Raw genomic sequence first — 25604 nt, forward strand, 5'->3', positions numbered from 1 at the left:
GGCACCCCCTCATGATCGTCTCTCTTCCAGCGGCCCGCCGAACCGGCTCGGCCCGACGGCCCGGTGGCAGCCGGACAGCCCAGCACAACGAATTGATTCCTGGAGGTCTTTCCCCATGACGATATCGCGCCGAGAATTCCTGCAGATGCTTGCGGTGGCCAGCGTCTCCGGCATCCATCTCGCTGGCTGCGAATCCGGCTCGGATACCCAGAAGCAACCCGCAGGCATCAAGCCCAACAAGGCGCCGAGCAATCTCTACGAGGTCCCTGCCTTCGGCAATGTGTCGCTGATGCACTATACGGACTGCCACGCCCAGCTGCTGCCGGTATACTTCCGCGAGCCGAACATCAACCTGGGCATCGGCGACATGCGCGGCAGGCCCCCGCATCTGGTCGGCGAGGCCTTCCTCAAGCACTTCGGCATTGCCCCCGGGACCCCGCAGGCGCACGCCTTCACCTACCTGAACTTCGTCGAGGCGGCCCGCCGTTTCGGCAAGGTGGGCGGCTTCGCCCATCTCAAGACCCTGGTGGACAAGATCCGCGACCAGCGCCCCGGCTCGCTGCTGCTGGACGGCGGCGACACCTGGCAGGGCTCCGCCACCTCCCTGTGGACCAACGCCCAGGACATGGTCGATGCCCAGTTGCTGCTTGGCGTGGACGTCATGACGCCCCACTGGGAGATGACCTTCGGTGCCGACCGCGTCCGCGAGATCGTCGAAAAGGACTTCGCCGGCAAGATCGCCTTCGTGGCCCAGAACATTGTCGACAACGACTGGGGCGAGGGCGTGTTCGACCCCTATGTGATCCGCGAGATCAACGGCGTGCCCACCGCCATCATTGGCCAGGCCTTCCCCTACACCCCCATCGCGAACCCGCGTTACATGGTGCCCGACTGGAGCTTCGGCATCCGTGACGAGCGCATGCAGGAAATGGTCGACAAGGCCCGTGGCGAAGGCGCCCAGGTGGTGATCGTGCTGTCGCACAATGGCATGGACGTGGACATCAAGATGGCCAGCCGCGTCACCGGTATCGACGCCATCATGGGTGGACACACCCATGACGCCATTCCACGGCCCACCATCGTCGAAAACACCGGCGGCAAGACCCTGGTCACCAATGCCGGCTCCAACGGCAAGTTCCTGGCCGTACTCGACCTGGATGTGAAGAACGGCAAGGTGCGGGACTTCCGCTACCACCTGCTGCCGGTCTTTGCCAACATGCTCAAGCCCGACCCCGAGATGAGCGCCTACATCGAGAAGGTGCGCGCGCCCTACAAGGACAAGCTGGAAGAACAGTTGGCGGTAACCGACTCCCTGCTCTATCGCCGCGGCAACTTCAACGGCACCTTCGACCAGCTCATCTGTGACGCCCTGATGGAAGAGATGGGCGCCCAGATTGCCTTCTCGCCAGGCTTCCGCTGGGGTGTCAGCCTGCTGCCGGGCTCGCCCATCACCTTCGACGACCTGATGACCCAGACGGCCATTACCTACCCGACGGCGACCCTCAACAACATGACCGGCGCCCGCATCAAGGAAATCCTCGAGGACGTGGCCGACAACCTGTTCAACAAGGACCCCTACTACCAGCAGGGCGGCGACATGGTGCGCGTGGGCGGCCTGAAATACGCGATCGACCCGACTGCCGACATCGGCCACCGCATTACCGCCATGGAGCTGGATGGCGAACCCCTGGATGCGAACAAGGAATATGCGGTGGCCGGCTGGGCCAGCGTCGCTCAACCGCTGGAGGGTCGCCCCATCTGGGACGTGGTCGCGACCTGGCTGCGCGACCGGAAAACGGTGACGGTCAACAACCTCAACGTACCGAAGATCCAGGGCGTGGACGGCAATCCCGGCCTCGCCCTGCTCTGAGTGCAAGGCACCACGGCAACAAAAAAGGCCGGGATGTCCCGGCCTTTTTTGTTGCCCGAACCGTCTTTCGGCCCGGCCGCTTCCGCCCTGGTGCAATATGCGGGCTAGCCCGCCTGCGCCGGCGACCGGCGCGGGCCGCGCCCGAACCAGAGATACAGGCCGAGCGCGATCAGCACCAGCTGGGCGCCGAGCGCCTGCAGATTGGGATAGATCCCCAGCCAGTCGATACGGATGAAGGCCACGGGATTGACCGGAATCATCCCGGCCTCCTGCAGCGCGGCCACGCCCTTGCCGGCAAAGATCACCGCCAGCATGAACATGAGCGCGCCCGAGGCCACGAAGAACTGCCGCAGCGGCAGCCGTACGCTATAGCGAATGACCAGCCAGGCGACCACCACCAGCACGCCGACACCGGCCGCGAAGCCGCTCACGGCCCCGCCGCGCCCCCCTTCCCCGAGCTGGGTCCAGAGCGCCTGGTAGAAAAGGATGGTCTCGAATACCTCGCGATAGACAGCAATGAAGGCCAGGCCAGCCAGTCCCCAGAGCGTGCCGCTGTCCAGCGCACGACTCACGGCGCGCTCGATGAACTGCTTCCATTTCAGCGCGCTGGACTTGTCATGCATCCAGAAACCCACGTAGAAGAGGACCAGCGCCGCGACCAGCGCCGCCACGCCTTCGGTGAGTTCGCGACTGCCGCCGGAGATGTCGATCAGGGTCACGGAGGCCAGCCAGGTCAGGAACCCGGCGGCCAGGGCGCCCAGCCAGCCGGCATGGATGTAGGGCAGCGCGTCGCGCCGGCCGGTCTTGACGAGAAAGGCCACCAGCGCCGCCACCACCAGCAGCGCCTCGAGCCCCTCGCGCACCAGGATGAAGAAGGCACCGGAAAACGCACTGGCCGTCGACAGCCCGCCGACGCCCAGCGCGTCTTCCACCCGGTCCAGGTCAGCAAGGATGGCCTCCACGCTGGCGGACAGGACCCGCGGCTCGGGCCGGGTGCGCAGCAGATTGCGCAGCTCGAGCATTTTCTGTTCCACCTTCAGGCGCAGCTCGGGATTCACGGCATTCAGTGCCTGTTCGACCAGCTCGAAGCCCTCCAGATAGGCCTCGATGGCCAGCCTGCGGGCCGCCTTCTGGTCGCCGGCCGCGTAGGCCACGAGCATCTGCTGCAGGCGGCCCCGCGCCACGTCGAGCGGCGCATCGCCGCCGTAGACCCTTTCCGGATGGCTACGCAGGTAAGCCACCATGGCGGCCGCCTCGGCACCGAAACGTCCCTCGGCCTCGGCCGGCGTCATGGCCGTCAGCACGCGCGAATCGAGAACCGGTGAATCCGGATTGCGGGCCAGCGCCTCGGCACCATTGGCCTTCAGTTCGGTACTGGGTGCGAGCTGGCCCACGTAGAAGGCCAGGGCCCAGCGGTCCCGGTCGGACAGCTCGGTATAACCGCGCATCCCGGTATCGGCCACCCCCTGGCTGATGGTGCTGTAGAGGCCATGGAGCGTGCGCTGACGATAGCGCGCGTAGTCGGTGAAATCGGTGGGGGCAGGCTCGAGCGTGGCGGCCAGTGGCCCGTCACCCCGACCCTCGACACCATGGCAGGCGACGCAGTGTTCGGCAAACAACGCCCTTCCCCGGGCCAGATCGGGCACTCCGCGTGGCCGGATGGCCACGTCGAAGGCCTCGATCATCTGCTCGCGAATGCGTCCCGCAAGGGCCTGGATCTCATCTGCTGGCGCCCGCGCCTCGATGCGCGCGGCCAGCTCGCCGGCCAGTTGCAGCAGCGCGTCGCGCGCCTCGCCCGGCGGCAGCGCCGCGAGCTGTTCGAGAATGGCGCCGGCGAAGTCCTGCATCTCGGCGTACTCGTCCGGGTTGGCGATGTTGCCGCTCGCGTCCACCGCGCCACCATAGTCCACGGCGACGTAGTCGACCATCTGCAGCGTCTGCTCGATACCGGCCGCGGCCAGCCCCGGCAACCACAGACACATCGCCAGCAACACCCGCTTCCACATCACGCCAACCTCATGCCTGTTTACCCAGATTTCAAATGATAATGATTCGCGTTAATTTTAGCAAGCCTCCCGGGGGAACCCTTTGCGCGTCGGAACCGATCGCAAACCCGCCCCGGACCGCAATCCTCACAGGACAGGGCCGGCACGGATCCGGACCCGCCGGACCATGGGCAACAAACCCGGTTCATTGCCCGCCAACTCAGCTAGTTGCCTGCCGCCCGCTTCCGCCCGGGTGCAATAGGCAGGCCTGGGACAGGCGGCCGCGAGCCACGGCGATACCGGGGCCGTTCCGCGGGACAGATGCCGGTTTATGAGACAGGGGTTGGGAAAGTGCGCTGCAAGCGCTTGATTTTGGTGGGCCGTGAAGGACTCGAACCTTCGACCAGCCGGTTAAAAGCCGGATGCTCTACCAACTGAGCTAACGGCCCCTGTCGTGAAGCGGGGTATGTTACCAAGGCGCGTGGGGAAATGGCCAGCACGGCCCGCCCGGAAGAAACACGGGCCGTGCGGGACCCTGGACTACATGGCCTCGAGCTTGCGCAGGCCGCCGGGCAACAGCCGCAGGTCGACCAGCGCGGTGACCAGCGCCTTGAAGAAGGTGGCCTCGGTGTCGTAGAGCATCTTGTAGTACTGAATCTTCATGGTCAGGGCCGCGCCGAGCACGATGGCCCCGAAGGCAAGGAAGGAACCGACCGCCAGCGTGGAAACGCCGGTCACACCCTGGCCGATGGTGCAACCCAGCCCCAGCACACCGCCGAAACCCATGAGAACGGCACCGATGGCGTGATTGAGAAAGTCCCTCCAGGAAGCAAACCACTCGAAGCGGAAGCTGCGGGTGATCAGCGACCAGGCCAACGAGCCCAGCACCACCCCGAACACGGCCATCACCCCGAAGGTGAGGTAGCCGGAACCGAACCTGGCGGCCACGTAGCCCAGCATCTGCCCCATGGGGTTGATGAAGGTATAGGACTGCGGCGCCAGCGGGCGGCTGTCGGCCGGCTTGCCTTCGGGCGAATCGGCAAGGAAATCCCACTGCTGGACGAATTCGCGCAGGGAATACTGCTCACCGTCGACGTCGATGAAGATGACACTGGAGACATACCAGGCACCGACCACGCCCAGACCGATGGTCAGGCCACCGAGGATGTTATCGAAACGCCCTCGGAACTCCTCGGCACGAAACACGAACGCCAGCAGCAGCGCACCCAGGGCGAGGCCGATCCAGAGTCGCAGACTGACGGCATTCTCCGCATCGATGATGGATCCCAGATCCTGGGGCGTGCTCAGGCCGACCGCCAGCGGGCGGATCCAGTCGTAGAAGAGCACGGACATCAGCGTTGCATCGGTCCCCGGGAAGGGATTGACCATGAAGTAGGCGATCACCGCGATGATGGCAAACACCACCAGAGACTTCATGTTGCCGCCGCCGATACGCACCAGGGTCTTGTTGCCGCAGCCCGATGCCAGGGTCATGCCGATGCCGAACATCAAGCCACCGAGCAGGTTCTCGGCCCAGATGAGCTGGGAGGCCCGGTAGGGCGGAAAGGCATCAGAGGCGTTGACCAGACCCCGGCTCTCCAGAACCACCACGCCGATCATCGCCACGGCAATGGCGAACAGCCAGGCCCGCATGCGGCCAGTGTCGCCCATGTTGACCATGTCCGAAACCGCGCCCATGGTGCAGAAGTTGGTCTTGTTGACCAGTGCCCCCATCACGAAGGCGATGCCGAAGGCGGACCACAGCAGGGTCTGCCAGGCTTGCGCAAAACTCTCGAATCCCATGGGGGCTACCTCCTCGTCTTGATGAACTCGTCGATGCTCAGGCGGACTCTGCCTGATAGGCCGTCGGGTCGGGCACGCCGGCAGCAGCGAATCCGGCTGCCCGCAGCCGGCAGGAATCGCAGCGGCCACAGGCCCGACCCCGGGCATCCGCGGCATAGCAGGACAGGGTCAGGCCATAGTCAACGCCGAGCCGGACACCGGTACGGATGATCTCCGCCTTGGTCATCCGGATCAGTGGGGCATGCACGCGGATCGCGACACCCTCCACCCCGGCCCGGGTCGCCAGGTTAGCGAGACGCTCGAAGGCTTCGATATATTCCGGCCGGCAGTCGGGGTAGCCGGAGTAGTCCACGGCGTTCACGCCCACAAACAGGTCGCGCGCGCCCAGCACCTCGGCCCAGGCCAGCGCCAGGGACAGGAAAATGGTATTTCGGGCAGGCACATAAGTAACCGGAATGCCCTCGCTGGGGCCCTCGGGCACGGCAATGTCAGGGTCGGTCAGGGCCGAACCGCCAAAGGCGGCGAGATCGATGGGCAGAATGCGGTGTTCACGTACCCCCTGCGCCTCGGCCACGCGCCGGGCTGCCTCCAGCTCGGCGCGATGGCGCTGGCCATAGTCCAGGCTGAGGGCATGACAATCGAAACCCTGCTCACGGGCGATGGCCAGCGCCGTGGCCGAGTCCAGGCCGCCGGACAGCAGCACCACCGCCGGGCGGCTGTCAGCGCCCCGGCTCATCGCCCCACAGCAGCTTGTGCAGCTGCAGCTGAAAACGCACCGGCAGGCGATCCTCGATGATCCAGTCGGCCAGCTCGCGCGGCGCCAGGCCGCCGGCCACCGGCGAGAAAAGCACGGTGCAGATCCGGTCCAGTTCCCGCTCCCGCACCTGGGCGCGCGCCCACTCGTAGTCGGCGCGGTCGCAGATCACGAACTTGATCTGGTCATCGGGACTCAGATGCTCGATGTTGCAGTAGCGGTTGCGCTCGCATTCCCCCGAGGCCGGCGTCTTCAGGTCGACCACCTTGATCACCCGCGGGTCGATGCCGTTCACGTCCAGCGCGCCGCCGGTTTCCAGAGACACCCGGTGGCCGGCATCGCACAGCCGCGTCAGCAGCTCGCGGCAGCCCTTCTGGGCCAGCGGCTCGCCGCCGGTCACGGTCACGTGACGGACGCCGTATTCCGCCACCTGCGCCAGCACCTCGTCCAGGGTCATGGCTTCGCCGCCGCTGAATGCATACTCGGTATCACAGTAGCGACAGCGCAGGGGGCAGCCGGTCAGGCGCACGAACGCCGTGGGCCAGCCGACGCTGTCGGCCTCGCCCTGCAGCGAGAGAAAGATCTCGGTCACGCGGAGCCGCGCGGGCTCCCGTTCGGGATCGGCAATCCGGGGGGATGGGGCAGCCATGGCCCGATTTTACACCAGCCCATCACCCCGTCCCGCCTTTCCCGGCCAAAGAGCAGGGTTTGCGCTGCCTGTCAGACCGGGTGACTGGAAGGCAAGAGCGCCACAGCATCCACTGAATCCTCGGAAGGCATCAAGGTGCGAAGGCAGCGCGCGGTGAGAAATGCCCGTGGATACGGTGGATTCCGTGGCCATGCGGGCTTGTTGGGACCGCCAGGGCCGGAAACCGTCTCAGTGCCCCTCGCGCTTCATGCGTGCCAGCCGTTCCGCGGCCAGCCGCGCCGCGGTGGTACCCGGATGCTCGGCCACCACCTGCTGCAGGGCCTGGCGGGCCTGGTCCCAGTTGCCCTTCTCGTAGTGGATGAAGCCCATCTTGAGCCGGGCATCAGCCGTCTTGCTGCTGCCCGGGTACTGCTTCAGCACCTTCTCGAACTCTGCCAGCGCGGTATCGAACTGCCGCGTGACGTAATAGGTCTCGGCCAGCCAGTACTGCGCATTGTCGGCATAGGCACTGTCGGGATGCGCCTTGAGGAAGGCCCGGAAGGTCTCGCCCGCCTGCCGGTAGCGACCCTCGCGCAGGATATCGAGCGCGCGCTGGTAATCGGCACGTGCGGCATCGGCAGCGGCCGCCGACGGCGTGGCGGGGGGCGCGGCTGGCTGCTCGGGCGCAGACGGCATGGCGGGCGATCCCGTAGCCGGAGCGGCCGGCGCGGGCGCGGCGGCACCGGCCTCCAGCTGCTGCAGGCGACGGTCGAGATCGACATACAGATCCCGCTGCCGTGCCTTGAGCTGCTGGAGCGCATGCCCCTGCAGCTCGACCTCGCCACGCAGCGCCTGCACCTCGCGCTGCAGCTGCTCGAGCTGGGTCAGCATCTCCACCAGGCCGCGGCTGTTCAGGAGCCGTTCCAGGCGGGTGACCCGGTCTTCCAGCCGAGGCTGCGCCTGCCCCGGCAGACTGGCCAGCATCAGGCAGGCCGCTGTGATGCCAAGTACCCAGGTGCGCATGCTCAGCGCTCCGGATAGACGATCTCGACACGGCGGTTGCGTGCCCAGGCCGTCTCGTCATGGCCGGGATCGACCGGCTTCTCCTCGCCATAGCTCACCGTGCGCAGCTGCTGCGGCGAGGCGCCCTGGAACTCCAGCAGCCGGCGCACGGCCTGCGCGCGACGATCACCCAGCCCGATGTTGTACTCGCGCGAACCGCGCTCGTCGGCATGGCCCTCCAGGGTGACGGTGACTTCCGGATGCGTTGCCAGGTAACGGGCGTGGGCCTCGAGCACGGCACGATCCTCGGGGCGCACCTCGCTGCTGTCGAACTCAAAGTAGATGGTGCGCTGCGCCAGCGGACTGGCCGGATCATCCAGGGCCATGCCCGAGAACGTGTCGCCCGTGCCCAGCCCGCGGCTCTCGGCGCCACCGGCCATGCCGCTGTCCGTCCCGGCCGGCTGTCCCTGGTCCTCGACCACCGCCGGACCCTGGTCCTGGCCGCTGCGTGTACCCAGGCTGCCGCAGCCGCCGAGCAGCACCCCCAGCGCAAGGACCATCAGAAAACGCATTGTGTTGTTCATGTCTTCAGTCTCTCCTGTGAAGAAGCCGTGATCCATTCACTCACTGCGCCGCAAACGGCGACCAGGCGGGCTCACGTACGTCTCCCGACTGGAACCGCAATCGCTGCGCCACCCGCCCGTCCACGGCCGCCGCCGCCAGCACACCCCTTCCGCCCGCCTCGGTGGCGTAGAGCAGCATCCGCCCGTTGGGGGCAAAGCTGGGTGATTCGTCGAGCCGGCCATCGCTCACCACGCGCAGGATACCGCGCTCGCGATCCAGTACCGCGATGCGGTAGGCACCATCGCGGGTACGATGCACCATGGCCACCCGGCGACCGTCCGGCGAGATGTCGGGACTGGCATTGTAACCGCCTTCGAAGCTGACCCGCTGTGCCCGTCCGCCGGCAACCGGAATCTCGTAGATCTGCGGCCCGCCCCCCCGGTCGGAGGTGAACAGCAGGCTGCGTCCGTCCGGGGTCCATACCGGCTCGGTATCGATGGCCGGGTTGCGGGTGATACGGTCGAGCCGGCCATCGGCCAGATGCAGCACATAAATCTCGGGATTGCCGTCTCGCGACAGCGCCAGCGCCAGCCGCCGGCCGTCCGGTGACCAGGCCGGTGCGCCGTTGATGCCGGGGAAGGCCGCCACCCGCTGCCGCGCGCCGGTGGCCAGTGTCTGCACGTATACCGCCGCCCTGCGGTTCTCGAAGGAGACATAGGCGATGCGGCGACCGTCCGGTGACCAGGCCGGCGACATCAGCGGCTCTCGGGAACGCACGATGGTCTGCGGCGCATGCCCGTCGGCATCGGCGACCTGCAGCTCGTAGTCGCGCTGGGCACCGGCCCCGGATACGGTGACATAGGCGATGCGGGTCTGGAACACGCCCCTGACGCCGGTCAGCGCCTCGTAGATGCGGTCGGCGACATAGTGCGCGGCCTGGCGCAGCTGGCCGGCACGCGCGGGCAGGCTGTAGCCGGCGATCTGGTTGCCGCGGAACACGTCCAGCAACTGGAACTGCACCAGGAAGCGGTCGCCTTCCCGCCGCACCCGGCCGATGACCAGGTTGTTCACGCCCAGTGCGCGCCAGTCGCGGAAATTGACCGCCGCGGCCTCGCTGGGACGGGCCAGCAGATCACCGCGCGGCAGGGGCGCGAACTCGCCACTGCGCGCCAGGTCCTCCGCCACCACCGCCGCAACGTCCAGCCCGGCCGCAGGGTCCTGGGCAAAGGGCACGATGGCGATCGGCTGCGCCCCCTGCTGCCCCGAACTGATCTCTATGGTCAGTTCGGCCATTGCAGGCCGCCACATGAGCAGCACCAGCAGCAGCCAAAGAACCGGATAGCCACGGAATCCACCGCATCCACGGCAGGGACCCACCCCGAGTCGGCAAGCCGGCTTGCGGCTTCCTCCCTGCATCCGTACGACACACGCCTCACGCCTCACGCATCACTCCTTACGCCTCACCCTTCCGGCGCAAACCGGAACTTCAGGTTGCGAAACCGCTCGAACAGCCGCGCGTCTTCCGGCAGCGGCAGCGGCGCGGCCTGGTACACGGCCGCCTCCACCGAGCGGTCGAAGGCCAGGTCGCCGCTGCTGCGCACGATGCGCACGTCCAGCACCTCGCCGCCCGGGATCAACCGCACCTGCACCTCGCAGGCGAGCCCCGGCCGACTGCTGGCGGGCTGGATCCAGTTGCGCTCCACCTTGCGGCGGATGGCCTCCACATACTGGTCGATGAGCTGGCGATCGCGCTGCGCCTGCGCCTCCGCGAGCCGCGCCTGTTCCTCGGCCAGCTGTGCCCGCAACGCCGCCTCTTCCGCCTTGCGACGCGCCGCCTCCTCGGCCTTCCGTTTCGCCTCGGCCTCGGCCTTGCGGCGGGCGGCCTCTTCGGCCTTGCGTTTCGCCGCTTCTGCCTTGCGCCTTTCCTCGGCCCGCTTGCGGGCGGCCTCTTCCGCCTTGCGACGCGCCTCGATTTCGGCAAGGCGCGCCTCCTCGGCCTTGCGCTTCTCCGCCAGCGCCTTCAGCCGTTTCGCCTCCTCGGCCTTGCGTCGTTCCAGCGCCGCCTTGCGCTTCGCCGCCTCGGCCCGCTGCTTCTCCAGTGCGGCGATGCGCCGCTGCTCGGCGCGACGCTTCTGCTCGGCGGCGCGGGCGGCCTCTTCCAGCCGTCGCAGCCGCGCCGCCTCGGCCCGCGCCTTCGCTGCTTCGGCGGCCTTGAGCGCGGCCAGTTCCTCGTCCACGCGCCGGGCATCCACCGCCACGGCCTGTATCGCCTGCTCCGGCTGGGCCGGCGCCCCGGCCGGCTCGATGTTCCAGTCCAGGCTGAAGGCCAGCAGGCCCACCAGGGCCAGATGCACCAGCAGCGAGTACAGGATCGCCTGCGGATACTCGCGCAGCAGCGCCTTCATCCGCGCTCAGCCTCCTGCCGGCGGTTCGGTCACCAGCCCCACACTCGGCGCCCCGGCCTGCTGCAGCAGCACCATCGCCCGCATCACCGCGCCATAGTCGACATTGCGATCGCCGCGCACCAGCACCGGCGTCTTCGGCCGGTGTCTGAGCACGGCCGCGACCCGCGCCTGCAGGGTGGCCTCGTCGACCGGCCGGTCGGGCTGCTCGCCGACATTCAGGTACAGCCGGCCCTGGGCGTCCACCGTCACCTGCAGCGGCTCGGGGGTCTCGGCCGGCAGCGGATCGGCCGCGGCGCCGGGCAGCTCCACCTGCACGCCCTGGGTGAGCAGCGGCGCGGTGACCATGAAGATCACCAGCATGACCAGCATCACGTCGATATAGGGGACGACGTTGATCTCGGCCATGGGCCTGCGCTTGCGGCGGTTGCGGGCCATGGCGCTCAGCCGTGCACCTGCCGGTGCAGCAGGTTGGCGAATTCCTCGACGAAGGTGTCGTAGCGGTTCACCAGCCGCTCGACATCGTTCGAGAAGCGGTTGTAGGCGACCACGGCGGGAATGGCCGCGAACAGGCCCATGGCGGTGGCGATCAGCGCCTCGGCGATGCCCGGGGCGACCATGCCCAGCGTGGCCTGGTGCACGTTGCCCAGCGAGCGGAAGGCGTTCATGATACCCCAGACAGTGCCGAACAGCCCGATGTAGGGGCTGGTGGAACCCACCGTGGCCAGGAACGAAAGGTGCTGCTCCAGCCGGTCCTCCTCGCGCGCCAGCGCCACGCGCATGGCACGCTGGCTGCCCTCCAGTACCGCGGCGGACTCGGCGCGTGGCTGCGTGCGCAGGCGGGTGAATTCGTGGAAACCGGCCTCGAAGATATCCTCCATGCCGTCGGCCGCCTCGCCCTTCTCAGTGATCTCCCGGTACAGGGCGCTCAGCTCGCCCCCGGACCAGAAGCGCCGCTCGAAGGCGTCCGCCTCGACCCGGGCACGTCCCAGCACCTTCCATTTGTGGAAGATCATCGCCCAGGACACCAGCGACAGGCCCAGCAACAGCAGCATGACCAACTGCACCAGCGGGCTGGCGCCCAGGATCAGGTGCAGCATGGACAGGTCAGTCGACATCTACGATCTCCCCGAGTATGGCCGGCGGGATGGCCCGCGGCCGGAAGCCTTCGGCGTCCAGGCAAGCGAGTCGCACCCGGGCGGTACACAGGGGATCGGCTTCGCCGGCCCGGTACACCGCCTGGTCGAAGGCGAGACTGGCGCGCCGCTTCTCGGTCACGCGCACGCTCACCTCGAGCCGGTCGTTGAAACGCGCGGGCGACAGAAATTCCAGGCTCGCGCTTCTGACTGCGAACAGGATGCCGAGTTCCGCGCGCAGGGCGTCCTGTTCGAAGCCGAGATCGCGCAGCCATTCGGTCCGGGCCCGCTCCATGAACCGCAGGTAGTTCGCGTAATAGACGACGCCGCCACTGTCCGTGTCCTCGTAGTAGACACGCACCGGCCAGCGGAATTCGCGCACCGAGTCTTCTCCCCTGTGTGTCGATCCGGACGCGTCGTCGCGCGTCACCTTAGCGAGTGAAGGACGCGGGAAGCGTGATGCGAGTCACACCCCCTCGTCGAACAGCGGCAGCGGACGATCGCCCTCCACGCTGGCCTCCGGCGGTGTCAGCCCGAAGTGCAGATAGGCCTGACGTGTCGCCACCCGGCCGCGCGCGGTGCGCATCATGAAGCCCTGCTGGATCAGGTAGGGCTCGATCACGTCCTCGATGGTGCCGCGCTCCTCGCCGATCGCCGCCGCAATGCTGTCGATGCCCACCGGACCGCCGTCGAACTTCTCGATCAGTGCGGCCAGCAGCTTGCGGTCCATGACGTCGAAGCCGTGACTGTCGACCTTGAGCAGGTCCATCGCCTGGCAGGCAATATCGCCGTCCACGCGGCCCTGCGCCTTGATCTGTGCAAAGTCGCGCACCCGGCGCAGCAGCCGGTTGGCGATGCGCGGCGTGCCGCGGGACCGCCGGGCCAGCTCGGCGGCACCCTCGTTCGTCATCTCCAGCCCGACGATCGAGGCAGATCTTCGAATGATCGATGCAAGATCCTGGACGCTGTAGAACTCCAGCCGCTGCACGATGCCGAAGCGGTCACGCAGGGGCGAGGTCAGCAGGCCGGCGCGGGTGGTCGCCCCCACCAGGGTGAAGGGCGGCAGGTCGAGCTTGATGGAACGCGCCGCCGGTCCCTCGCCGATGATGATGTCGAGCTGGTAGTCCTCCATGGCCGGGTACAGGACCTCCTCGACCACCGGACTCAGGCGATGGATCTCGTCGACGAAGAGCACGTCGTGGGGCTCGAGGTTGGTCAGCAGCGCGGCCAGATCGCCGGGCTTCTCCAGCACCGGTCCCGAGGTGTGGCGCAGGCTGACCCCCATTTCGTTGGCAATGATGTGGGCCAGCGTGGTCTTGCCCAGCCCCGGGGGGCCGAAAATGAGGACATGGTCCAGCGCCTCGCCGCGCTCGCGGGCGGCACGGATGAAGATGTCCATCTGTTCCCGCACCTGCGGCTGACCGGCATAGTCGGCGAGCTTGCGCGGACGCAGGGCCCGGTCGATGTGGGCCTCGTCGCCGGATTCGAGGTCGGGGGAGACGATGCGGTCCTGATCCATGCGCCTACTTTACCGCTGCCTGCAATGCCAGGCGAATGATCTCCTCGGCGGAACGGTCGGCGGTCTCGACACCGCGCACCATGCGGCTGGCCTCGGGCGGCCTGTAGCCCAGCGCGATGAGGGCGCTGACCGCTTCCTCCACCGGGCTGGCCGGCGCGGCGGGCGCGGCACCGGTGGGTGGCGGCAGGCTGGCGCCGGCGGTGGTGCCGGACTGGAGGCGGTCGCGCAGTTCCACCACCAGCCGCTCGGCGGTCTTCTTGCCGATGCCCGGGATGCGGGTCAGGGCCTGGCTGTCGCCTTCCTGGACGCAGCGCACGAAGTCCTCGGCGGACATGCCGGAAAGGATGGCCAGGCCCAGTCGCGGACCGACGCCGCTGGTGCGGATGAGTTCGCGGAACAGGTTGCGATCGCCGAGGCGCGCGAAGCCGTACAGGCTGTGGGCGTCCTCGCGCACCACCAGGTGGGTGTGCAGGGTGACCTCGGCGCCGGTCTCGGGGAGATCGTAGAAGGTGGTCATGGGCGCCTCGATCTCGTAGCCCACGCCCTGCACGTCGATCAGCAGCTGCGGCGGCTGCCGGACCAGCAGGCGGCCGCGGATGCGCCCGATCACGACCGCCCTCCGGCGCGTCCGATGCGCGCCATGCTGCTGGCGGTATGGGCATGGCACAGGGCCACGGCGAGGGCATCGGCGGCATCGGCCGGGACCGGCCCGCGCAGGCCGAGCAGGGCACGGATCATGTGCTGGATCTGGGCCTTGTCGGCAGCGCCGGTCCCGACCACGGCCTGCTTGATCTCGCGGGGGCTGTATTCGCTGACCGCCAGGCCGCGGGTGACGCCGGCGCAGATGGCCGCGCCCCGGGCCTGGCCGAGCTTGAGGGCCGAGGCGGCATTGCGCGCCATGAACACGTCCTCGATGGCCAGCACCGCGGGCTGGTGGGTCTCGACCACCTCCAGCACCCGGGCGAAGATGCGCCCCAGCCGCTCCGGCAACTCGCCGGCGCCGACCGCGATCGCGCCGTGGGCGACATGGACGCTGCGCCGCCCGTCGCTGTCGATGACGCCGAAGCCGGTCACCCGGGAACCGGGGTCGATGCCGAGGATGCGGGTCATGCCGCTCATGCGGGGCATCATCTCACGCCGCGCGAAGCGGGGCGAGCCTCCCGGCCTCAGGCCATCGCCTCCAGCACCTCATCGGGGATGTCGGCGTTGGTGTAGACCTCCTGCACATCGTCGAGGTCCTCCAGCATCTCGATCAGGCGCATGACCTTCTCCGCGGTTTCGGCATCCACGGGGGCCAGCGTTCCAGCCCGCAGGGTGACCTCGGCGTTGTCGGGCTCTAGCCCCGCTCCGACCAGCGCGGTCCGGACTGACTCGAAGTCCTCCGGCGCCGTGATCACGTCGATGGAACCGTCATCGTTGACCAGCACGTCTTCGGCACCGGCCTCCAGCGCGGCCTCCATGACCGTATCCTCGTCGGTGCCGGCAGGGAAACTGATGATGCCGTTCTTGCTGAACAGGTAGGCGACCGAGCCGTCGGTCCCCAGGTTGCCGCCCATCTTGGTGAAGGCATGGCGCACCTCGGAAACGGTGCGATTGCGGTTGTCGGTCATGCAGTCGACCAGGATGGCCACGCCGCCCGGCCCGTAGCCCTCGTAGCGCACCTCCTCGTAGCTGGCCGCGTCGCCCAGCTCGCCGGCGCCGCGCTTTGCGGCCTTGTCGATGGTGTCCTTGGGCATGTTGGCGCCCAGCGCCTTGTCGACCGCCAGCCGCAGCCGCGGGTGGGCATTGGGATCGGAGGTCTTGCCCTCGCGGGCCGCCACCGTGATTTCACGAATAAGCTTGGTCCAGACCTTGGCCCGCTTCTTGTCGTTCGCGGCCTTCTTGTGCTTGATGTTCGCCCATTTGCTGTGTCCCGCCATGACTGCCTCGCGCCTGACTGCCGGTAAATTGGCGGAATTCTAGCATGGGGGTGGGAGGCGTGAGGAGTGAGGCGTAGAGGCAAGCCCGGGTGGGGCGGCGCGCACCCCGGGATTCCGGGCCGGACCGTAGGGCCCGGTCCGGCCCTGGCGCAACATGCCGGCTAGAAGCGATGGCTGTAGATGAACTGGAAGTTCCACTGCGCGTGGGTCGAGGTCACGGCCGGGATGGTGGCGCCGTTGCCGGGATTGGTTGCACTGATCCTGAGGCCGCGCTGGACCGAGACGTCGATCGACTGCAGGTCATTGAAGGCGTAACCGAAGCCGGCCGTCACGTGCTGTTCGATGATGGCCGGGAACAGGGCATTCAGGTACTGGTCGGGTACCGGATTGTCGGCGACGTTGATGCCCGCGCGCAGCGTGAGCTGGCGGTTCCAGGCATAGGCAGCGCCGAGCTGGTAGACGGTCTGGTCCTTCCAGCGCTGGTAGAGGGCGGCGTCTATGGTCTGGCCCGCGAAACCGGCGGCCAGCGGATTGGCCTGGCTGCCATCGGCGGTAAATACCATGCGGAAGGCCTGCATGGTATCGGCCCACGCGATGCGCTTGATGTCACCCACCAGCAGCAGCCGGTCGGTCGCCTGGAGGGCAGCGCCCAGACTCCAGGTCGCAGGCCACTGGAAGTCCTTGACGCTGAGCCTGCCCGTTACCGGAATGTCATAATTCTGTGAACCCGCGCCGAAATCTGCGGTAACCCCCATCCGGACAACGGCCTGATCCGTGCTCATGTCTCCGAGGCGGGTTTCCGAATGATAGGAGGCGCCGAGGGTCAGGCGGTCATTGACACGGAAGGTCGCGCCAAGCTTGCCGGCATAGCCATAGCCACGCGCCTTGCCGGAAAAGCGGCTGCCGTTACTGAAGTCGAAATAGGCAAAGTTCAGCGCACTGATGGGCGCACCCGGCCCGGCCAGTGGCTGATACATGCCCGAGAAGGCGGTCACCAGGCTGCCCGATGCCGTCCCGCCCCTGCGCGTGGTGATGAGATCGCCGAATTGCGCCTCGCTCATCGCCATGCGGAGGTCCAGTCCCGCCCAGACGAAATCCAGGCTCGCGCCGAGGGACAGGCGATCTGTTGCCTGAAAGGCGATGGGCAGGATCACCCGACCGACCGACAGCTCGGTACGATTCTCCAGCCCGTAACCCATGCTCATGAAGCTGCCATCGCCGTATTCGGTGCCCATGCCCCCCTGACCGTACAACCCCAGGCCGAGGGTCACGCCATCGCGCTTGCGCACGAATCCTGCGGCGGGCATCCAGTAGGCGGTGCCGCCGGAGTTGGCGGTCTGGCCGCCGGCGGCGGCATCGACATCGGGACCCAGAAAACCGAAGAACACGTCCAGCCGGCTGCCCTCTTCCATCAGGCCGAGGGTGGCGACGTTGTTCATCATGGCGGCGGTGCCGTTGTCATAGCCCATGGAGGCACCGCCCATCGCGGTGGCGATGGGGCCGTAGCCCTCCATGTTCATGCCGTTGGTGGCATGGGCGGAAAGGGGCAGGAGGGTGAGGAGCGCAGCGGACAGGGCCGCGCGGCGCGCGTTGATCTTCGTCATTTTTTCGTTTCTCCAGATGGCCTCTGCTCCGAGGCACGACAGCTTCCGTAACGGGACACCGCATGGCGGCCCCCCGTTGATCGGCCATCATGGCGCGGGCTTGAGAGCCCACGTGCGGTTCAGGGTTTCAGGGCATGGATCTGGCAGGCATGCACGTGGACCCGCGAGCAGTCCGCATCGGTCGACCCACGCGTAATTCCGTATCAGGGAGAGACTTCCAGCATGCGCTCGAGTGCGATGCGGGCCTGCTCGGCCTCGGCCTCGGGGACCTGGATGCGGTTGACCACCTGCCCTTCGACCAGGTTCTCCAGTGTCCAGGCCAGGTGCTGGGGATCGATGCGGAACATGGTCGAGCACATGCATACCATCGGCGACATGAAATGTACCTGCTTGCCCTCGGCCTTGTGACGCTCGTGCAGCCGGTTCACCAGGTTCAGCTCGGTACCGACCAGCCAGCGGGTGCCGGGGGCGCTCTCGGCGATGGTACGGATGATGTACTCGGTGGAGCCCACGTAGTCCGACTTCCGGCACACCTCGAAGCTGCATTCGGGGTGCGAGATGACCTTGCCCTCGGGATACTTGGCCCGGAAGGCATCGATGTGCTCGGGGCGGAACATCTGGTGCACGGAGCAGAAGCCCTTCCAGAGAATGATGCGCGCCTTGCGGATCTGCTCCGGCGTCAGCCCCCCCATGGGCTGGTCGAAGTCCCACTCCACCATTTCCTCGAGCGGGATGCCCATGCCGTAGCCGGTATTGCGGCCGAGGTGCTGGTCGGGGAAGAACAGCACCTTCTCGCGGCGACCGAAGGCCCACTCCAGCACGTGGCGGGCATTGGTGGAGGTGCAGACGATGCCACCATGGCGGCCGCAGAAGGCCTTCAGATCGGCGGCGGAATTGATGTAGGTGACGGGCGTGATCTGCTCGTCGGGGTCGAGCACCTCGCTCAGCTCGCGCCAGGCCCGCTCCACCTTGGCCAGGTTGGCCATGTCGGCCATGGAACAGCCGGCGGCCATGTCGGGCAGGATGGACACCTGGTCGGGCCGCGACAGGATGTCGGCCACCTCGGCCATGAAGTGCACGCCGCAGAACACGATGAACTCGGCATTGGAGCTGGCGGCCAGCCGCGACAGTTTCAGCGAATCGCCCGAGTAGTCGGCATGCCGGAACACCTCCTCGCGCTGGTAGTGATGCCCGAGGATGACCACTCGGTCGCCGAGCTGCTCGCGGGCGGCGACGATGCGCGCCTCGCACTCGGCGTCGTCGAGCTTCACATAGGGTTGCAGGGCGATGGCGGTGGCGGACATGGTTCTCTCCACTGCGGCCGGCGGGAAACGGCCACCAATATATCGGACCGGCGCCGGGGCGGCAGTATTCCTTTATGAATAGCCGCCTACGTAATTGAGGATAGCCTGCCGATTGGTCTGGGAGGCTACCCGGCGTGCCGCCTCGTCGGCGGGAAACCACTGATACGTATGGTGTTCCCGGGGATCGATTTCAACGGGGATCGGCGCCGGAAGTTCGACGCGAAACAGGTGTTCCAGGTTTTCCGACACGTCCGGCGCATAGCGCGCACGCCAGGCAGGGTGGATGGGAAAGGCCGTGGATTGTCGGCAGTCCTCGATCCGGGGCGGTGCGAGCCCGGTTTCCTCGCGCAGTTCCCGCAGCGCGGCCTCGAGCGGCGTCTCGCTCCACTCCAGGCTTCCGGTGACCGACTGCCAGTAGCCGCGCGGCTCGCGCCGCTCCAGCAGCAGCACCTGCCCGCCGGCGTGCACCAGCACCAATACCGATTCGGGCCGCTTCCAGGGCGGCACCATGATCTCTCAGTCTCCGGCTGCGCTCTCGGCGGCCCGGGGCTTGCGCAGGCGCAGGCCCAGCTCGCGCAGCTGGGCGTCAGAGGCCGGCGACGGGGCGTGGGTCAGCGGACAGGCGGCGCTCTGGGTCTTGGGGAAGGCCATCACGTCGCGGATGGACGGCGCGCCGGCCATCAGCATCACCAGCCGGTCCAGCCCGAAGGCCAGCCCCCCGTGTGGCGGGCAACCGTAACGGAGCGCATCGAGCAGGAAGCCGAACTTGTCCCGCGCCTCTTCCTCGCCAATGCCGAGCTGGCGCAGCACCTCGACCTGGACCTGGTGACGGTAGATACGCATGGAACCGCCGCCGACCTCGGTACCGTTGAGTACCATGTCGTAGGCACGTGACCGGCAATTGCCCGGGTCCGAGGCCAGGCGCTCGATGTCCTCCTCGCGCGGGGCGGTGAAGGGATGGTGCAGCGAGAACCAGCGGCCCTCCTTCTCGTCCCACTCGAACATCGGGAAGTCGACCACCCACAGCGGCCGCCAGCCATGCTCGACCATGCCCAGATCGTGACCCAGCTGAACGCGCAATGCGCCCAGCGATTCGTTGACCACGGTCGCCGAATCGGCACCAAAGAAGATCAGGTCGCCGTCCCCGGCACCGGTGCGTTCGATAATGCCGCTCACTGCCTCGTCGGGCAGGAACTTGAGGATGGGCGACTGCAGCCCCTCGCGTCCCTTCGCGACCTCGTTGACCTTGATGTAGGCGAGGCCCTTGGCACCATAGCGCGCAACGAATTTGGTGTACTCGTCGATTTCCTTGCGCGTCAGGCGGCCGCCACCCGGCACGCGCAGGGCCGCGACCCGCCCGCGCGCATCCTTCGCCGGGCCGGAAAACACCTTGAACTCCACGTCCTGCATCAGGTCGCCGACATCCGCCAGCTCCAGCGGAATGCGCAGATCCGGCCGGTCGGAACCGAACCGCCGCACGGCCTCGGCGTGGGTCATGCGCGGGAAGGGGTCGGGCAGCGCGACCTCCAGCACCTCGGCGAACAGCTCGCGAATCATGGCCTCCATCAGGCCCATGATCTCGTCCTCGTCGAGGAAGCTGGTCTCGATGTCGAGCTGGGTGAACTCGGGCTGACGGTCGGCGCGCAGGTCCTCGTCGCGGAAGCAGCGCACGATCTGGTAGTAGCGATCGATGCCGCTCATCATCAGCAGCTGCTTGAACAGTTGCGGCGACTGCGGCAGGGCGTAGAAATGGCCCGGATGCACCCGGCTGGGGACCAGGTAGTCTCGCGCGCCCTCGGGGGTGGTGCGCGTGAGCATGGGGGTTTCCATGTCCATGAAGCCTTCCCGGTCGAGGAAGGCGCGCAGGCGGCGGGTGACCTCGGAGCGCAGCCGCATGCGTTCGAACATCTCCGGCCGGCGCAGGTCGATGTAGCGATGGCGCAGGCGCAGCTCCTCGCTGACCTCGTCCTCATCGACCTGGAAGGGTGGCGTCTCGGCGACGTTGAGGATCTCCAGTCCGGTGCCCAGCACCTCGATCTGGCCGGTGGCCATGTCCGGGTTCTCGGTTCCCTCGGGACGCCGGCGCACCCGACCCCGGACCCTGAGCACGTACTCGCTGCGCACCCGCTCCGCCTGGGCAAAGGCCTCCGGGGTATCCGGGTCGTAGACCACCTGCACGATGCCGCTGCGGTCGCGCAGGTCGAGAAAGATGACGCCACCGTGGTCGCGGCGCCGGTGCGCCCAGCCGCAGACGCTGACCTCGGCGTCGATGTGCGCCTCGTTCAGTTCTCCGCAGTAGTGCGTGCGCATGGAACCCATGGGAAGCCCTCAAGACGTACGGGAAAGGCGGGAATGGTACGGGCTGCGCACAGGCCACGCAACCGCGGACAGGGCCCCGAAACCAAGCGCGGCGGGCGCCTTGGCCAGGCTGCCCGCCGCCGACAGGTGCCGGAAGGGAAGATCAGTGGCAGCCGCAGCTGCCGGAGCCGCAGCCGCCGGAGCCGCCGCTGTCCTTGCTGGCGCTGCCGGCGCTGTCGCTCTGGGCGACGTTCTTCTTCGAGCCGGACTTGAAGTCGGTCTCGTACCAGCCGCCGCCCTTCAGCCGGAAACCGGCCGCCGAGATCTTCTTCTGCAGGCTGGCCTCGCCGCACTCCGGGCAATCGGTCAGGGGCGGATCACTGATCTTCTGGAGGCTTTCCAGTTCATGACCACACTGGTTGCACTGATATTCATAGATCGGCATGTCACACCACCATAAATCATAGGGTTATGCCCACATGGGCGAATATGGTGCCCAAAATGGGGGCTACAGCCCCAAAAGTCAATTGGACGAGCCCAGGCCCAGGTCGATCCGGTCCTCGGCGGTATCATCGAAATGGCGCACCGCCTCGATGGCGCGCACCAGTTCCCGGTGCTCGCTCTCGTCCATGCCGAACTTCACGAACCGTTCCGCCACGCGGAAAACGCGGTCGAGCAGTTCATGGCGGCCGGCCAGATAGATCAGCGACCGGGCCACGAACTCCGGATCCTCGTCGGCCTCGCGCAGGCGTTCAGCGGCGGCCAGGGCCGTTTCGAGTTGCGTCTTGTTGGGCTTCATGGGCTTGCCTCTCCCTTCGGGTTGCCGTCCCGCCGGCGAACTGTGGGACAATTCTCCCCCTTTTCAGCGACCGGAATACACCCATGCTGAACACCCGACCGACCCAGGTACCCCAGACCGGCGCCCAGGACCTGCGCACCCTGCGTGCCCTCCTGCCCTTCCTCTGGCGCTACCGGGGCCGGGTGCTGCTGGCACTGGGTTTCCTGATCCTGGCCAAGGCGGCCAATGTGGGCGTGCCGCTGGTGCTCAAGGACATCGTCGATGCCCTGGACGTCTCCGCCCATGCCGAGCTGATCCTGCCGCTGGGGTTGCTGCTGGCCTACGGCGCGCTGCGGCTGGCCAGCGCCGCCTTCAACGAGCTGCGGGACTCGGTGTTCGCACGCGTCCGCCACGGCGCCATGCGCAGCGTTTCGCTGCGCATGCTGGACCACCTGCACGCCCTGTCGCTGCGCTATCACCTGGAGCGCAAGACCGGCGCCATCTCCCGCGACATGGAGCGCGGCACCCGGGCGGTCAGTTCGCTGCTCAACTACATGGTGTTCAACATCGTGCCCACGCTGGTCGAGGTTGCAATGATCGGCGGCCTGCTGCTCGCCAAGTACGACCCCTGGTTCACCGTGGTGACCTTCGCCTCGGTCATCGGCTACATCCTCTACACCTTCGTCATCACCGAATGGCGGATGAAGTACCGGGTGGAGATGAACCGCATGGACTCCATCGCCAACACCCAGGCGGTGGACAGCCTGCTCAACTACGAGACGGTGAAGTACTTCGGCAACGAACGCCATGAGCTGCGGCGCTACGACCACAGCCTCGCCGCCTGGGAGGAAGCCGCCGTCAGGAGCCAGACCTCGCTGTCGGCCCTGAACGTCGGTCAATCCGGCATCATCGCCCTGGGCGTGACCCTGATCATGGTGCTGGCGGCCCGCGGCGTGGTGGCCGGCGAAATGAGCATCGGCGACCTGGTGCTGGTCAACGCCCTGATGCTGCAACTGTTCATCCCGCTCAATTTTCTCGGCATCGTCTACAGCCAGCTCAAGCACGCCCTGGCCGATCTGCGGCAGATGTTCGACGTGCTGGAAACCGAGCCCGAGATCCGCGACGCCCCGGACGCGCGGCCGCTGGAGGTGGGGAACGGCGAGGTGCGGTTCGAACACGTCTCCTTCGCCTACGACCCGGATCGTCCCATCCTGCACGACGTGGACTTCGTGATCCCGCCCGGCCAGAAGGTGGCGGTGGTCGGCCCCAGCGGCGCCGGCAAGTCCACCCTCGCCCGCCTGCTGTTCCGCTTCTATGACGTGGACGGCGGCCGCATCCTGATCAACGGCCAGGACATCCGCGAGGTGACCCAGCAGAGTCTGCGCGCGGCCATCGGCATCGTTCCGCAGGACACGGTGCTGTTCAACGACACCCTCTACTACAACATCAGCTATGCCCGCCCGGACGCCACGCGCGAGGAGGTGATCGAGGCGGCCCGACTGGCCAACATCCACCACTTCATCGCCAGCCTGCCCCAGGGCTATGACACCCTGGTCGGAGAACGCGGCCTGAAGCTCTCCGGTGGCGAAAAACAGCGCGTGGCCATTGCCCGCGTCATCCTCAAGCGGCCCCGCATCCTGGTATTCGACGAGGCGACCTCCAGCCTGGATTCGCATTCCGAACGGGTCATCCTCGAGGCCCTGCGCCAGGTCGCCGCCGACCACACCACGCTGGTCATCGCCCACCGGCTGTCCACCATCGTCGATGCCGACCGTATCCTGGTCATGGAGCACGGCCGCATCGTCGAACAGGGCACCCATGCCGGCCTGCTCGCCCACGACGGCATCTATGCCCACCTCTGGACCCTGCAGCAGGAGGAACAGCGGGTGGAACGGCTGGAAGAGGCCGCGGACCGAACCGGTCCCGCTCAGCGCTGACCGTCCCGATCGCCGGCGAGCCAGCGCCGGGCAAAGGCATCGGCAGGCAAGGGACGCCCGAACAGATAGCCCTGGGCATGTCCGGCACCCAGTCGTCGCAGGGTATCGGCCTGGGCATCGGTCTCGACGCCCTCGGCCACCGTCGTCAGCCCCAGTTGCCGGGCCATGGCGACGATGGCCGTCACCAGCCCCTGTTCCTGGCGATGCGCCAGCATGCGCTGCACGAAGGACAGATCGATCTTCAGCCGGTCCACCTCGAAGCGGCCGAGATAGGCCAGCGAGGAATAGCCGGTTCCGAAGTCATCGATGGCAAGTGCAAATCCGGCATCCGACAGGGTGCGCAGCATGACCACGGCCGCCTCGGGATCCTCGGCCAGCGCGGACTCCGTCAGCTCGAGTTCGAACAGTTCGGGCGCCAGCCCGGCTTCCTTCACGATCGCCTCGGCCTGGCGGGCAAAATCGGCGTCGCCGAACTGGCGCGCCGAGACGTTCACGGCCAGCCGTCCGGGCAGGGCCAGCCCCGCCTCCCGCCAGTCCAGAAGGATCCGGCACGCACGGCGCAGAACCCAGGCGCCCAGCGTCTCCATCATCCCCCGCTCCTCCGCCACCGGTATGAATTCCGAGGGTGCGATGGTTCCCAGGACGGGCTCCTCCCAGCGCAGCAACGCCTCGGCACCCGACAGCGCCCCCGTCGCCAGCTCGATCTGTGGTTGCAGATGAAGCCGGAGCTGGTCGCCGGTTTCCAGCGCGCGGGCCAGACTGGCCGCGATATCGACCTTGCGCGCGAAACGCGTTTCCAGTTCCGGATGATAGAAGGCGACGGCATTGCGGATGGCCTTGGCGCGGTACATGGCCATGTCGGCAAAGCGCATCAGATCGCCAGCGGCCTCGGCATCGTTCGGGTAGAGGGCGACGCCGATGCTGGCATCAATGGAAACTGCATGCCCATCGAACTCCACCGGATCGATCACCGCCTCGCGCAGGCGTTCGGCGATGCGCATGGCCGCATCCTGGTCAGCGCCCTCGGCGATCACCGCGAACTCGTCACCACCCAGTCGGGCGACGGTCTCTTCCTCGCGCAGGACCTTGAGCAGACGATGTCCGATGATGGCCAGCGCCTGGTCACCGGCCCCATGCCCGAGGGTATCGTTGATTTCCTTGAAGTGGTCGAGATCAAGATACAGCAGCGCCAACGGCCGACGATGGCGGCGGGCGCCGGCCAGCCCCTGCTCCAGCCGCCGCAGACACAGGGAGCGGTTCGGTAGCCCCGTGAGTTCGTCGTGAAAGGCCAGGTGCCGGATACGCTCCGACTGCAACCGTTGCTCGGTGACATCCGTGAAGAAGATGGTCAGGCCATCCGGGGACGGGTAGATGCGACTCTCGAACCAGCGATCACAGGGCGGGTAGTATTCGGTCAGCGTGGTATAGCGCTGTGTGCTCATGGCCTCGACATAGGCCTGATGGAAGGGCTGTCCGACCCCTTCCGGGAATTCTTCCCAGATGTTGTGCCCGATCAGGTCCTCGGGCTGCCGCCGGTCGAGCATGCGCGCGGCCTGCGGGTTCAGGAAGGTGTAACGCCAGTCGCGATCGAGCGCCACCACACCATCGGTGACCCGTTCCAGCACCGTCTCCAGCAGCTGTCGCGCAGATTCGCTCTGTCGCAGCAGCCGGGCGCGCTCGGCCTCGAGCATGCGTTCGGCCTCGATGCTGCGCGTCACCGAAAGCACATGGGGCTCGCCGCCCAGGCGGATGATGTTCGACGCCACCCGCCCCGGCACCAGCCGTCCATCCTTGAGCCGAAACTCCGCCTCGAAGGCCTCCACGTGCCCGTACTGCTGGACGATCTCCGCCAGTCGCTCGCGGTCCCCGGGATCGGCCCACAACCCGATCTCGTTTGAAGTGCGGCCTATCACCTCCTGGGGCGCGTAACCGGTCAGCCGGCAGAAGCCCTCGTTGACCTCGACATACCGGCCGTCGGCAATCCGAATGATGCTGATGGCGTCCGGATGGGTATGGAAGGCCACACGAAAGCGTTCCTCGCTCTCGCGCAGGGCACTGATAACATCGATGTCGGGCGCAAGCGGCATACCGTCCCCTCCGG

General features: G+C 67.2%; 24 protein-coding genes and 1 tRNA gene. 2 read left to right on the forward strand and 23 right to left on the reverse strand.

The genetic code is table 11. The annotated features are described in order from the left end of the window. The first annotated feature begins 115 nt into the window (after nucleotides 1-115). Nucleotides 116-1870, forward strand: a complete 1755-nt coding sequence (gene soxB, locus MVF76_RS06690; protein ID WP_297528025.1) for a thiosulfohydrolase SoxB — start codon at nucleotides 116-118, stop codon at nucleotides 1868-1870. 104 nt (nucleotides 1871-1974) lie between these two features. Here the strand turns inward: soxB and MVF76_RS06695 are convergent, their stop codons facing one another. The 22 genes from MVF76_RS06695 to MVF76_RS06800 form a co-directional block, all read right to left on the reverse strand. Further along, nucleotides 1975-3876 (reverse strand): cytochrome c/FTR1 family iron permease, encoded by a 1902-nt coding sequence (locus MVF76_RS06695; RefSeq protein ID WP_297528095.1) that lies wholly within the window; start codon nucleotides 3874-3876, stop codon nucleotides 1975-1977. Between the two features lie 352 nt (nucleotides 3877-4228). After that, nucleotides 4229-4304: transfer RNA gene (locus MVF76_RS06700), tRNA-Lys, on the reverse strand. A gap of 91 nt (nucleotides 4305-4395) precedes the next feature. Next, nucleotides 4396-5658 (reverse strand): YeeE/YedE family protein, encoded by a 1263-nt coding sequence (locus tag MVF76_RS06705; RefSeq protein WP_297528026.1) that lies wholly within the window; start codon nucleotides 5656-5658, stop codon nucleotides 4396-4398. Nucleotides 5659-5695: 37 nt separating this feature from the next. Beyond that, nucleotides 5696-6394 (reverse strand): 7-cyano-7-deazaguanine synthase QueC, encoded by a 699-nt coding sequence (gene queC / locus MVF76_RS06710; protein ID WP_297528027.1) that lies wholly within the window; start codon nucleotides 6392-6394, stop codon nucleotides 5696-5698. After that, on the reverse strand, nucleotides 6378-7061 hold the full coding sequence (gene queE / locus MVF76_RS06715) for a 7-carboxy-7-deazaguanine synthase QueE (RefSeq protein WP_297528028.1): 684 nt from the start codon (nucleotides 7059-7061) through the stop codon (nucleotides 6378-6380). Before queE ends, queC begins: the two co-directional genes overlap by 17 nt. 228 nt (nucleotides 7062-7289) lie before the next feature. Next, nucleotides 7290-8063: a tol-pal system protein YbgF gene (ybgF, locus tag MVF76_RS06720; RefSeq protein WP_297528029.1), complete on the reverse strand. Its 774-nt coding sequence runs from the start codon at nucleotides 8061-8063 to the stop codon at nucleotides 7290-7292. A gap of 2 nt (nucleotides 8064-8065) precedes the next feature. Next, nucleotides 8066-8626, reverse strand: a complete 561-nt coding sequence (pal, locus tag MVF76_RS06725; protein WP_297528030.1) for a peptidoglycan-associated lipoprotein Pal — start codon at nucleotides 8624-8626, stop codon at nucleotides 8066-8068. Between the two features lie 40 nt (nucleotides 8627-8666). After that, the gene (tolB, locus tag MVF76_RS06730) at nucleotides 8667-9914 is read right to left on the reverse strand and encodes a Tol-Pal system beta propeller repeat protein TolB (protein WP_297528031.1); all 1248 of its coding nucleotides are present in this window, start codon (nucleotides 9912-9914) and stop codon (nucleotides 8667-8669) included. 152 nt (nucleotides 9915-10066) lie between these two features. After that, complete coding sequence (tolA, locus tag MVF76_RS06735; RefSeq protein ID WP_297528032.1) at nucleotides 10067-11011, reverse strand: cell envelope integrity protein TolA; 945 nt, start codon at nucleotides 11009-11011, stop codon at nucleotides 10067-10069. A gap of 6 nt (nucleotides 11012-11017) precedes the next feature. Next, nucleotides 11018-11446 carry a protein TolR gene (gene tolR / locus MVF76_RS06740; protein WP_297528033.1) on the reverse strand — a complete coding sequence of 143 codons (429 nt, stop codon included), beginning with the start codon at nucleotides 11444-11446 and terminating at the stop codon, nucleotides 11018-11020. A 5-nt stretch (nucleotides 11447-11451) separates the two neighbouring features. Next, nucleotides 11452-12126, reverse strand: coding sequence for a protein TolQ (gene tolQ / locus MVF76_RS06745; RefSeq protein ID WP_297528034.1), 675 nt, complete (start codon nucleotides 12124-12126; stop codon nucleotides 11452-11454). Then, nucleotides 12116-12526 carry a tol-pal system-associated acyl-CoA thioesterase gene (gene ybgC / locus MVF76_RS06750; protein WP_297528035.1) on the reverse strand — a complete coding sequence of 137 codons (411 nt, stop codon included), beginning with the start codon at nucleotides 12524-12526 and terminating at the stop codon, nucleotides 12116-12118. The genes tolQ and ybgC overlap by 11 nt, the downstream gene beginning before the upstream one ends. An 84-nt stretch (nucleotides 12527-12610) precedes the next feature. After that, nucleotides 12611-13663 (reverse strand): Holliday junction branch migration DNA helicase RuvB, encoded by a 1053-nt coding sequence (ruvB, locus tag MVF76_RS06755; protein ID WP_297528036.1) that lies wholly within the window; start codon nucleotides 13661-13663, stop codon nucleotides 12611-12613. 4 nt (nucleotides 13664-13667) lie between these two features. Continuing rightward, nucleotides 13668-14273, reverse strand: a complete 606-nt coding sequence (gene ruvA, locus MVF76_RS06760; protein ID WP_297528037.1) for a Holliday junction branch migration protein RuvA — start codon at nucleotides 14271-14273, stop codon at nucleotides 13668-13670. Beyond that, nucleotides 14270-14782: a crossover junction endodeoxyribonuclease RuvC gene (ruvC, locus tag MVF76_RS06765; RefSeq protein ID WP_297528038.1), complete on the reverse strand. Its 513-nt coding sequence runs from the start codon at nucleotides 14780-14782 to the stop codon at nucleotides 14270-14272. Before ruvC ends, ruvA begins: the two co-directional genes overlap by 4 nt. A gap of 47 nt (nucleotides 14783-14829) precedes the next feature. Continuing rightward, nucleotides 14830-15582 (reverse strand): YebC/PmpR family DNA-binding transcriptional regulator, encoded by a 753-nt coding sequence (locus MVF76_RS06770; protein WP_297528039.1) that lies wholly within the window; start codon nucleotides 15580-15582, stop codon nucleotides 14830-14832. A 161-nt stretch (nucleotides 15583-15743) separates the two neighbouring features. Beyond that, a complete protein-coding gene (locus tag MVF76_RS06775; protein ID WP_297528040.1) occupies nucleotides 15744-17186 on the reverse strand; it encodes an OmpP1/FadL family transporter in 1443 nt (480 codons plus the stop codon). A 203-nt stretch (nucleotides 17187-17389) separates the two neighbouring features. After that, nucleotides 17390-18490 carry a quinolinate synthase NadA gene (gene nadA / locus MVF76_RS06780; protein ID WP_297528041.1) on the reverse strand — a complete coding sequence of 367 codons (1101 nt, stop codon included), beginning with the start codon at nucleotides 18488-18490 and terminating at the stop codon, nucleotides 17390-17392. 72 nt (nucleotides 18491-18562) lie between these two features. Beyond that, nucleotides 18563-19000, reverse strand: a complete 438-nt coding sequence (gene nudB / locus MVF76_RS06785; RefSeq protein WP_297528042.1) for a dihydroneopterin triphosphate diphosphatase — start codon at nucleotides 18998-19000, stop codon at nucleotides 18563-18565. A gap of 6 nt (nucleotides 19001-19006) precedes the next feature. After that, nucleotides 19007-20800 carry an aspartate--tRNA ligase gene (gene aspS, locus MVF76_RS06790; protein WP_297528096.1) on the reverse strand — a complete coding sequence of 598 codons (1794 nt, stop codon included), beginning with the start codon at nucleotides 20798-20800 and terminating at the stop codon, nucleotides 19007-19009. Between the two features lie 151 nt (nucleotides 20801-20951). Then, complete coding sequence (locus MVF76_RS06795) at nucleotides 20952-21233, reverse strand: FmdB family zinc ribbon protein (protein ID WP_297528043.1); 282 nt, start codon at nucleotides 21231-21233, stop codon at nucleotides 20952-20954. Nucleotides 21234-21311: 78 nt separating this feature from the next. Then, nucleotides 21312-21587, reverse strand: coding sequence for a hypothetical protein (locus MVF76_RS06800; RefSeq protein ID WP_297528044.1), 276 nt, complete (start codon nucleotides 21585-21587; stop codon nucleotides 21312-21314). Between the two features lie 83 nt (nucleotides 21588-21670). Between MVF76_RS06800 and MVF76_RS06805 the strand changes: the two genes are divergently transcribed. Then, on the forward strand, nucleotides 21671-23503 hold the full coding sequence (locus MVF76_RS06805; RefSeq protein WP_297528045.1) for an ABCB family ABC transporter ATP-binding protein/permease: 1833 nt from the start codon (nucleotides 21671-21673) through the stop codon (nucleotides 23501-23503). Here MVF76_RS06805 and MVF76_RS06810 read toward each other — a convergent pair. Further along, nucleotides 23494-25590, reverse strand: a complete 2097-nt coding sequence (locus tag MVF76_RS06810; protein WP_297528046.1) for a putative bifunctional diguanylate cyclase/phosphodiesterase — start codon at nucleotides 25588-25590, stop codon at nucleotides 23494-23496. The two genes, MVF76_RS06805 and MVF76_RS06810, sit on opposite strands and share 10 nt — an antisense overlap. Between the last annotated feature and the right edge of the window lie 14 nt (nucleotides 25591-25604).

Origin of the sequence: Thiohalobacter sp. (assembly GCF_027000115.1) — a bacterium.
Classification (GTDB): domain Bacteria; phylum Pseudomonadota; class Gammaproteobacteria; order Thiohalobacterales; family Thiohalobacteraceae; genus JALTON01.

Bases quoted from the DNA above. Each gene is read 5' to 3' on its own strand.
- soxB (WP_297528025.1), top strand. From the start codon at position 116: ATGACGATATCGCGCCGAGAATTCCTGCAGATGCTTGCGGTGGCCAGC.
- MVF76_RS06695 (WP_297528095.1), bottom strand. From the start codon at position 3,876: ATGTGGAAGCGGGTGTTGCTGGCGATGTGTCTGTGGTTGCCGGGGCTG.
- MVF76_RS06705 (WP_297528026.1), bottom strand. From the start codon at position 5,658: ATGGGATTCGAGAGTTTTGCGCAAGCCTGGCAGACCCTGCTGTGGTCC.
- queC (WP_297528027.1), bottom strand. From the start codon at position 6,394: ATGAGCCGGGGCGCTGACAGCCGCCCGGCGGTGGTGCTGCTGTCCGGC.
- queE (WP_297528028.1), bottom strand. From the start codon at position 7,061: ATGGCTGCCCCATCCCCCCGGATTGCCGATCCCGAACGGGAGCCCGCG.
- ybgF (WP_297528029.1), bottom strand. From the start codon at position 8,063: ATGCGCACCTGGGTACTTGGCATCACAGCGGCCTGCCTGATGCTGGCC.
- pal (WP_297528030.1), bottom strand. From the start codon at position 8,626: ATGAACAACACAATGCGTTTTCTGATGGTCCTTGCGCTGGGGGTGCTG.
- tolB (WP_297528031.1), bottom strand. From the start codon at position 9,914: ATGTGGCGGCCTGCAATGGCCGAACTGACCATAGAGATCAGTTCGGGG.
- tolA (WP_297528032.1), bottom strand. From the start codon at position 11,011: ATGAAGGCGCTGCTGCGCGAGTATCCGCAGGCGATCCTGTACTCGCTG.
- tolR (WP_297528033.1), bottom strand. From the start codon at position 11,446: ATGGCCCGCAACCGCCGCAAGCGCAGGCCCATGGCCGAGATCAACGTC.
- tolQ (WP_297528034.1), bottom strand. From the start codon at position 12,126: ATGTCGACTGACCTGTCCATGCTGCACCTGATCCTGGGCGCCAGCCCG.
- ruvB (WP_297528036.1), bottom strand. From the start codon at position 13,663: ATGGATCAGGACCGCATCGTCTCCCCCGACCTCGAATCCGGCGACGAG.
- ruvC (WP_297528038.1), bottom strand. From the start codon at position 14,782: ATGAGCGGCATGACCCGCATCCTCGGCATCGACCCCGGTTCCCGGGTG.
- MVF76_RS06770 (WP_297528039.1), bottom strand. From the start codon at position 15,582: ATGGCGGGACACAGCAAATGGGCGAACATCAAGCACAAGAAGGCCGCG.
- MVF76_RS06775 (WP_297528040.1), bottom strand. From the start codon at position 17,186: ATGACGAAGATCAACGCGCGCCGCGCGGCCCTGTCCGCTGCGCTCCTC.
- nadA (WP_297528041.1), bottom strand. From the start codon at position 18,490: ATGTCCGCCACCGCCATCGCCCTGCAACCCTATGTGAAGCTCGACGAC.
- nudB (WP_297528042.1), bottom strand. From the start codon at position 19,000: ATGGTGCCGCCCTGGAAGCGGCCCGAATCGGTATTGGTGCTGGTGCAC.
- aspS (WP_297528096.1), bottom strand. From the start codon at position 20,800: ATGCGCACGCACTACTGCGGAGAACTGAACGAGGCGCACATCGACGCC.
- MVF76_RS06795 (WP_297528043.1), bottom strand. From the start codon at position 21,233: ATGCCGATCTATGAATATCAGTGCAACCAGTGTGGTCATGAACTGGAA.
- MVF76_RS06800 (WP_297528044.1), bottom strand. From the start codon at position 21,587: ATGAAGCCCAACAAGACGCAACTCGAAACGGCCCTGGCCGCCGCTGAA.
- MVF76_RS06805 (WP_297528045.1), top strand. From the start codon at position 21,671: ATGCTGAACACCCGACCGACCCAGGTACCCCAGACCGGCGCCCAGGAC.
- MVF76_RS06810 (WP_297528046.1), bottom strand. From the start codon at position 25,590: ATGCCGCTTGCGCCCGACATCGATGTTATCAGTGCCCTGCGCGAGAGC.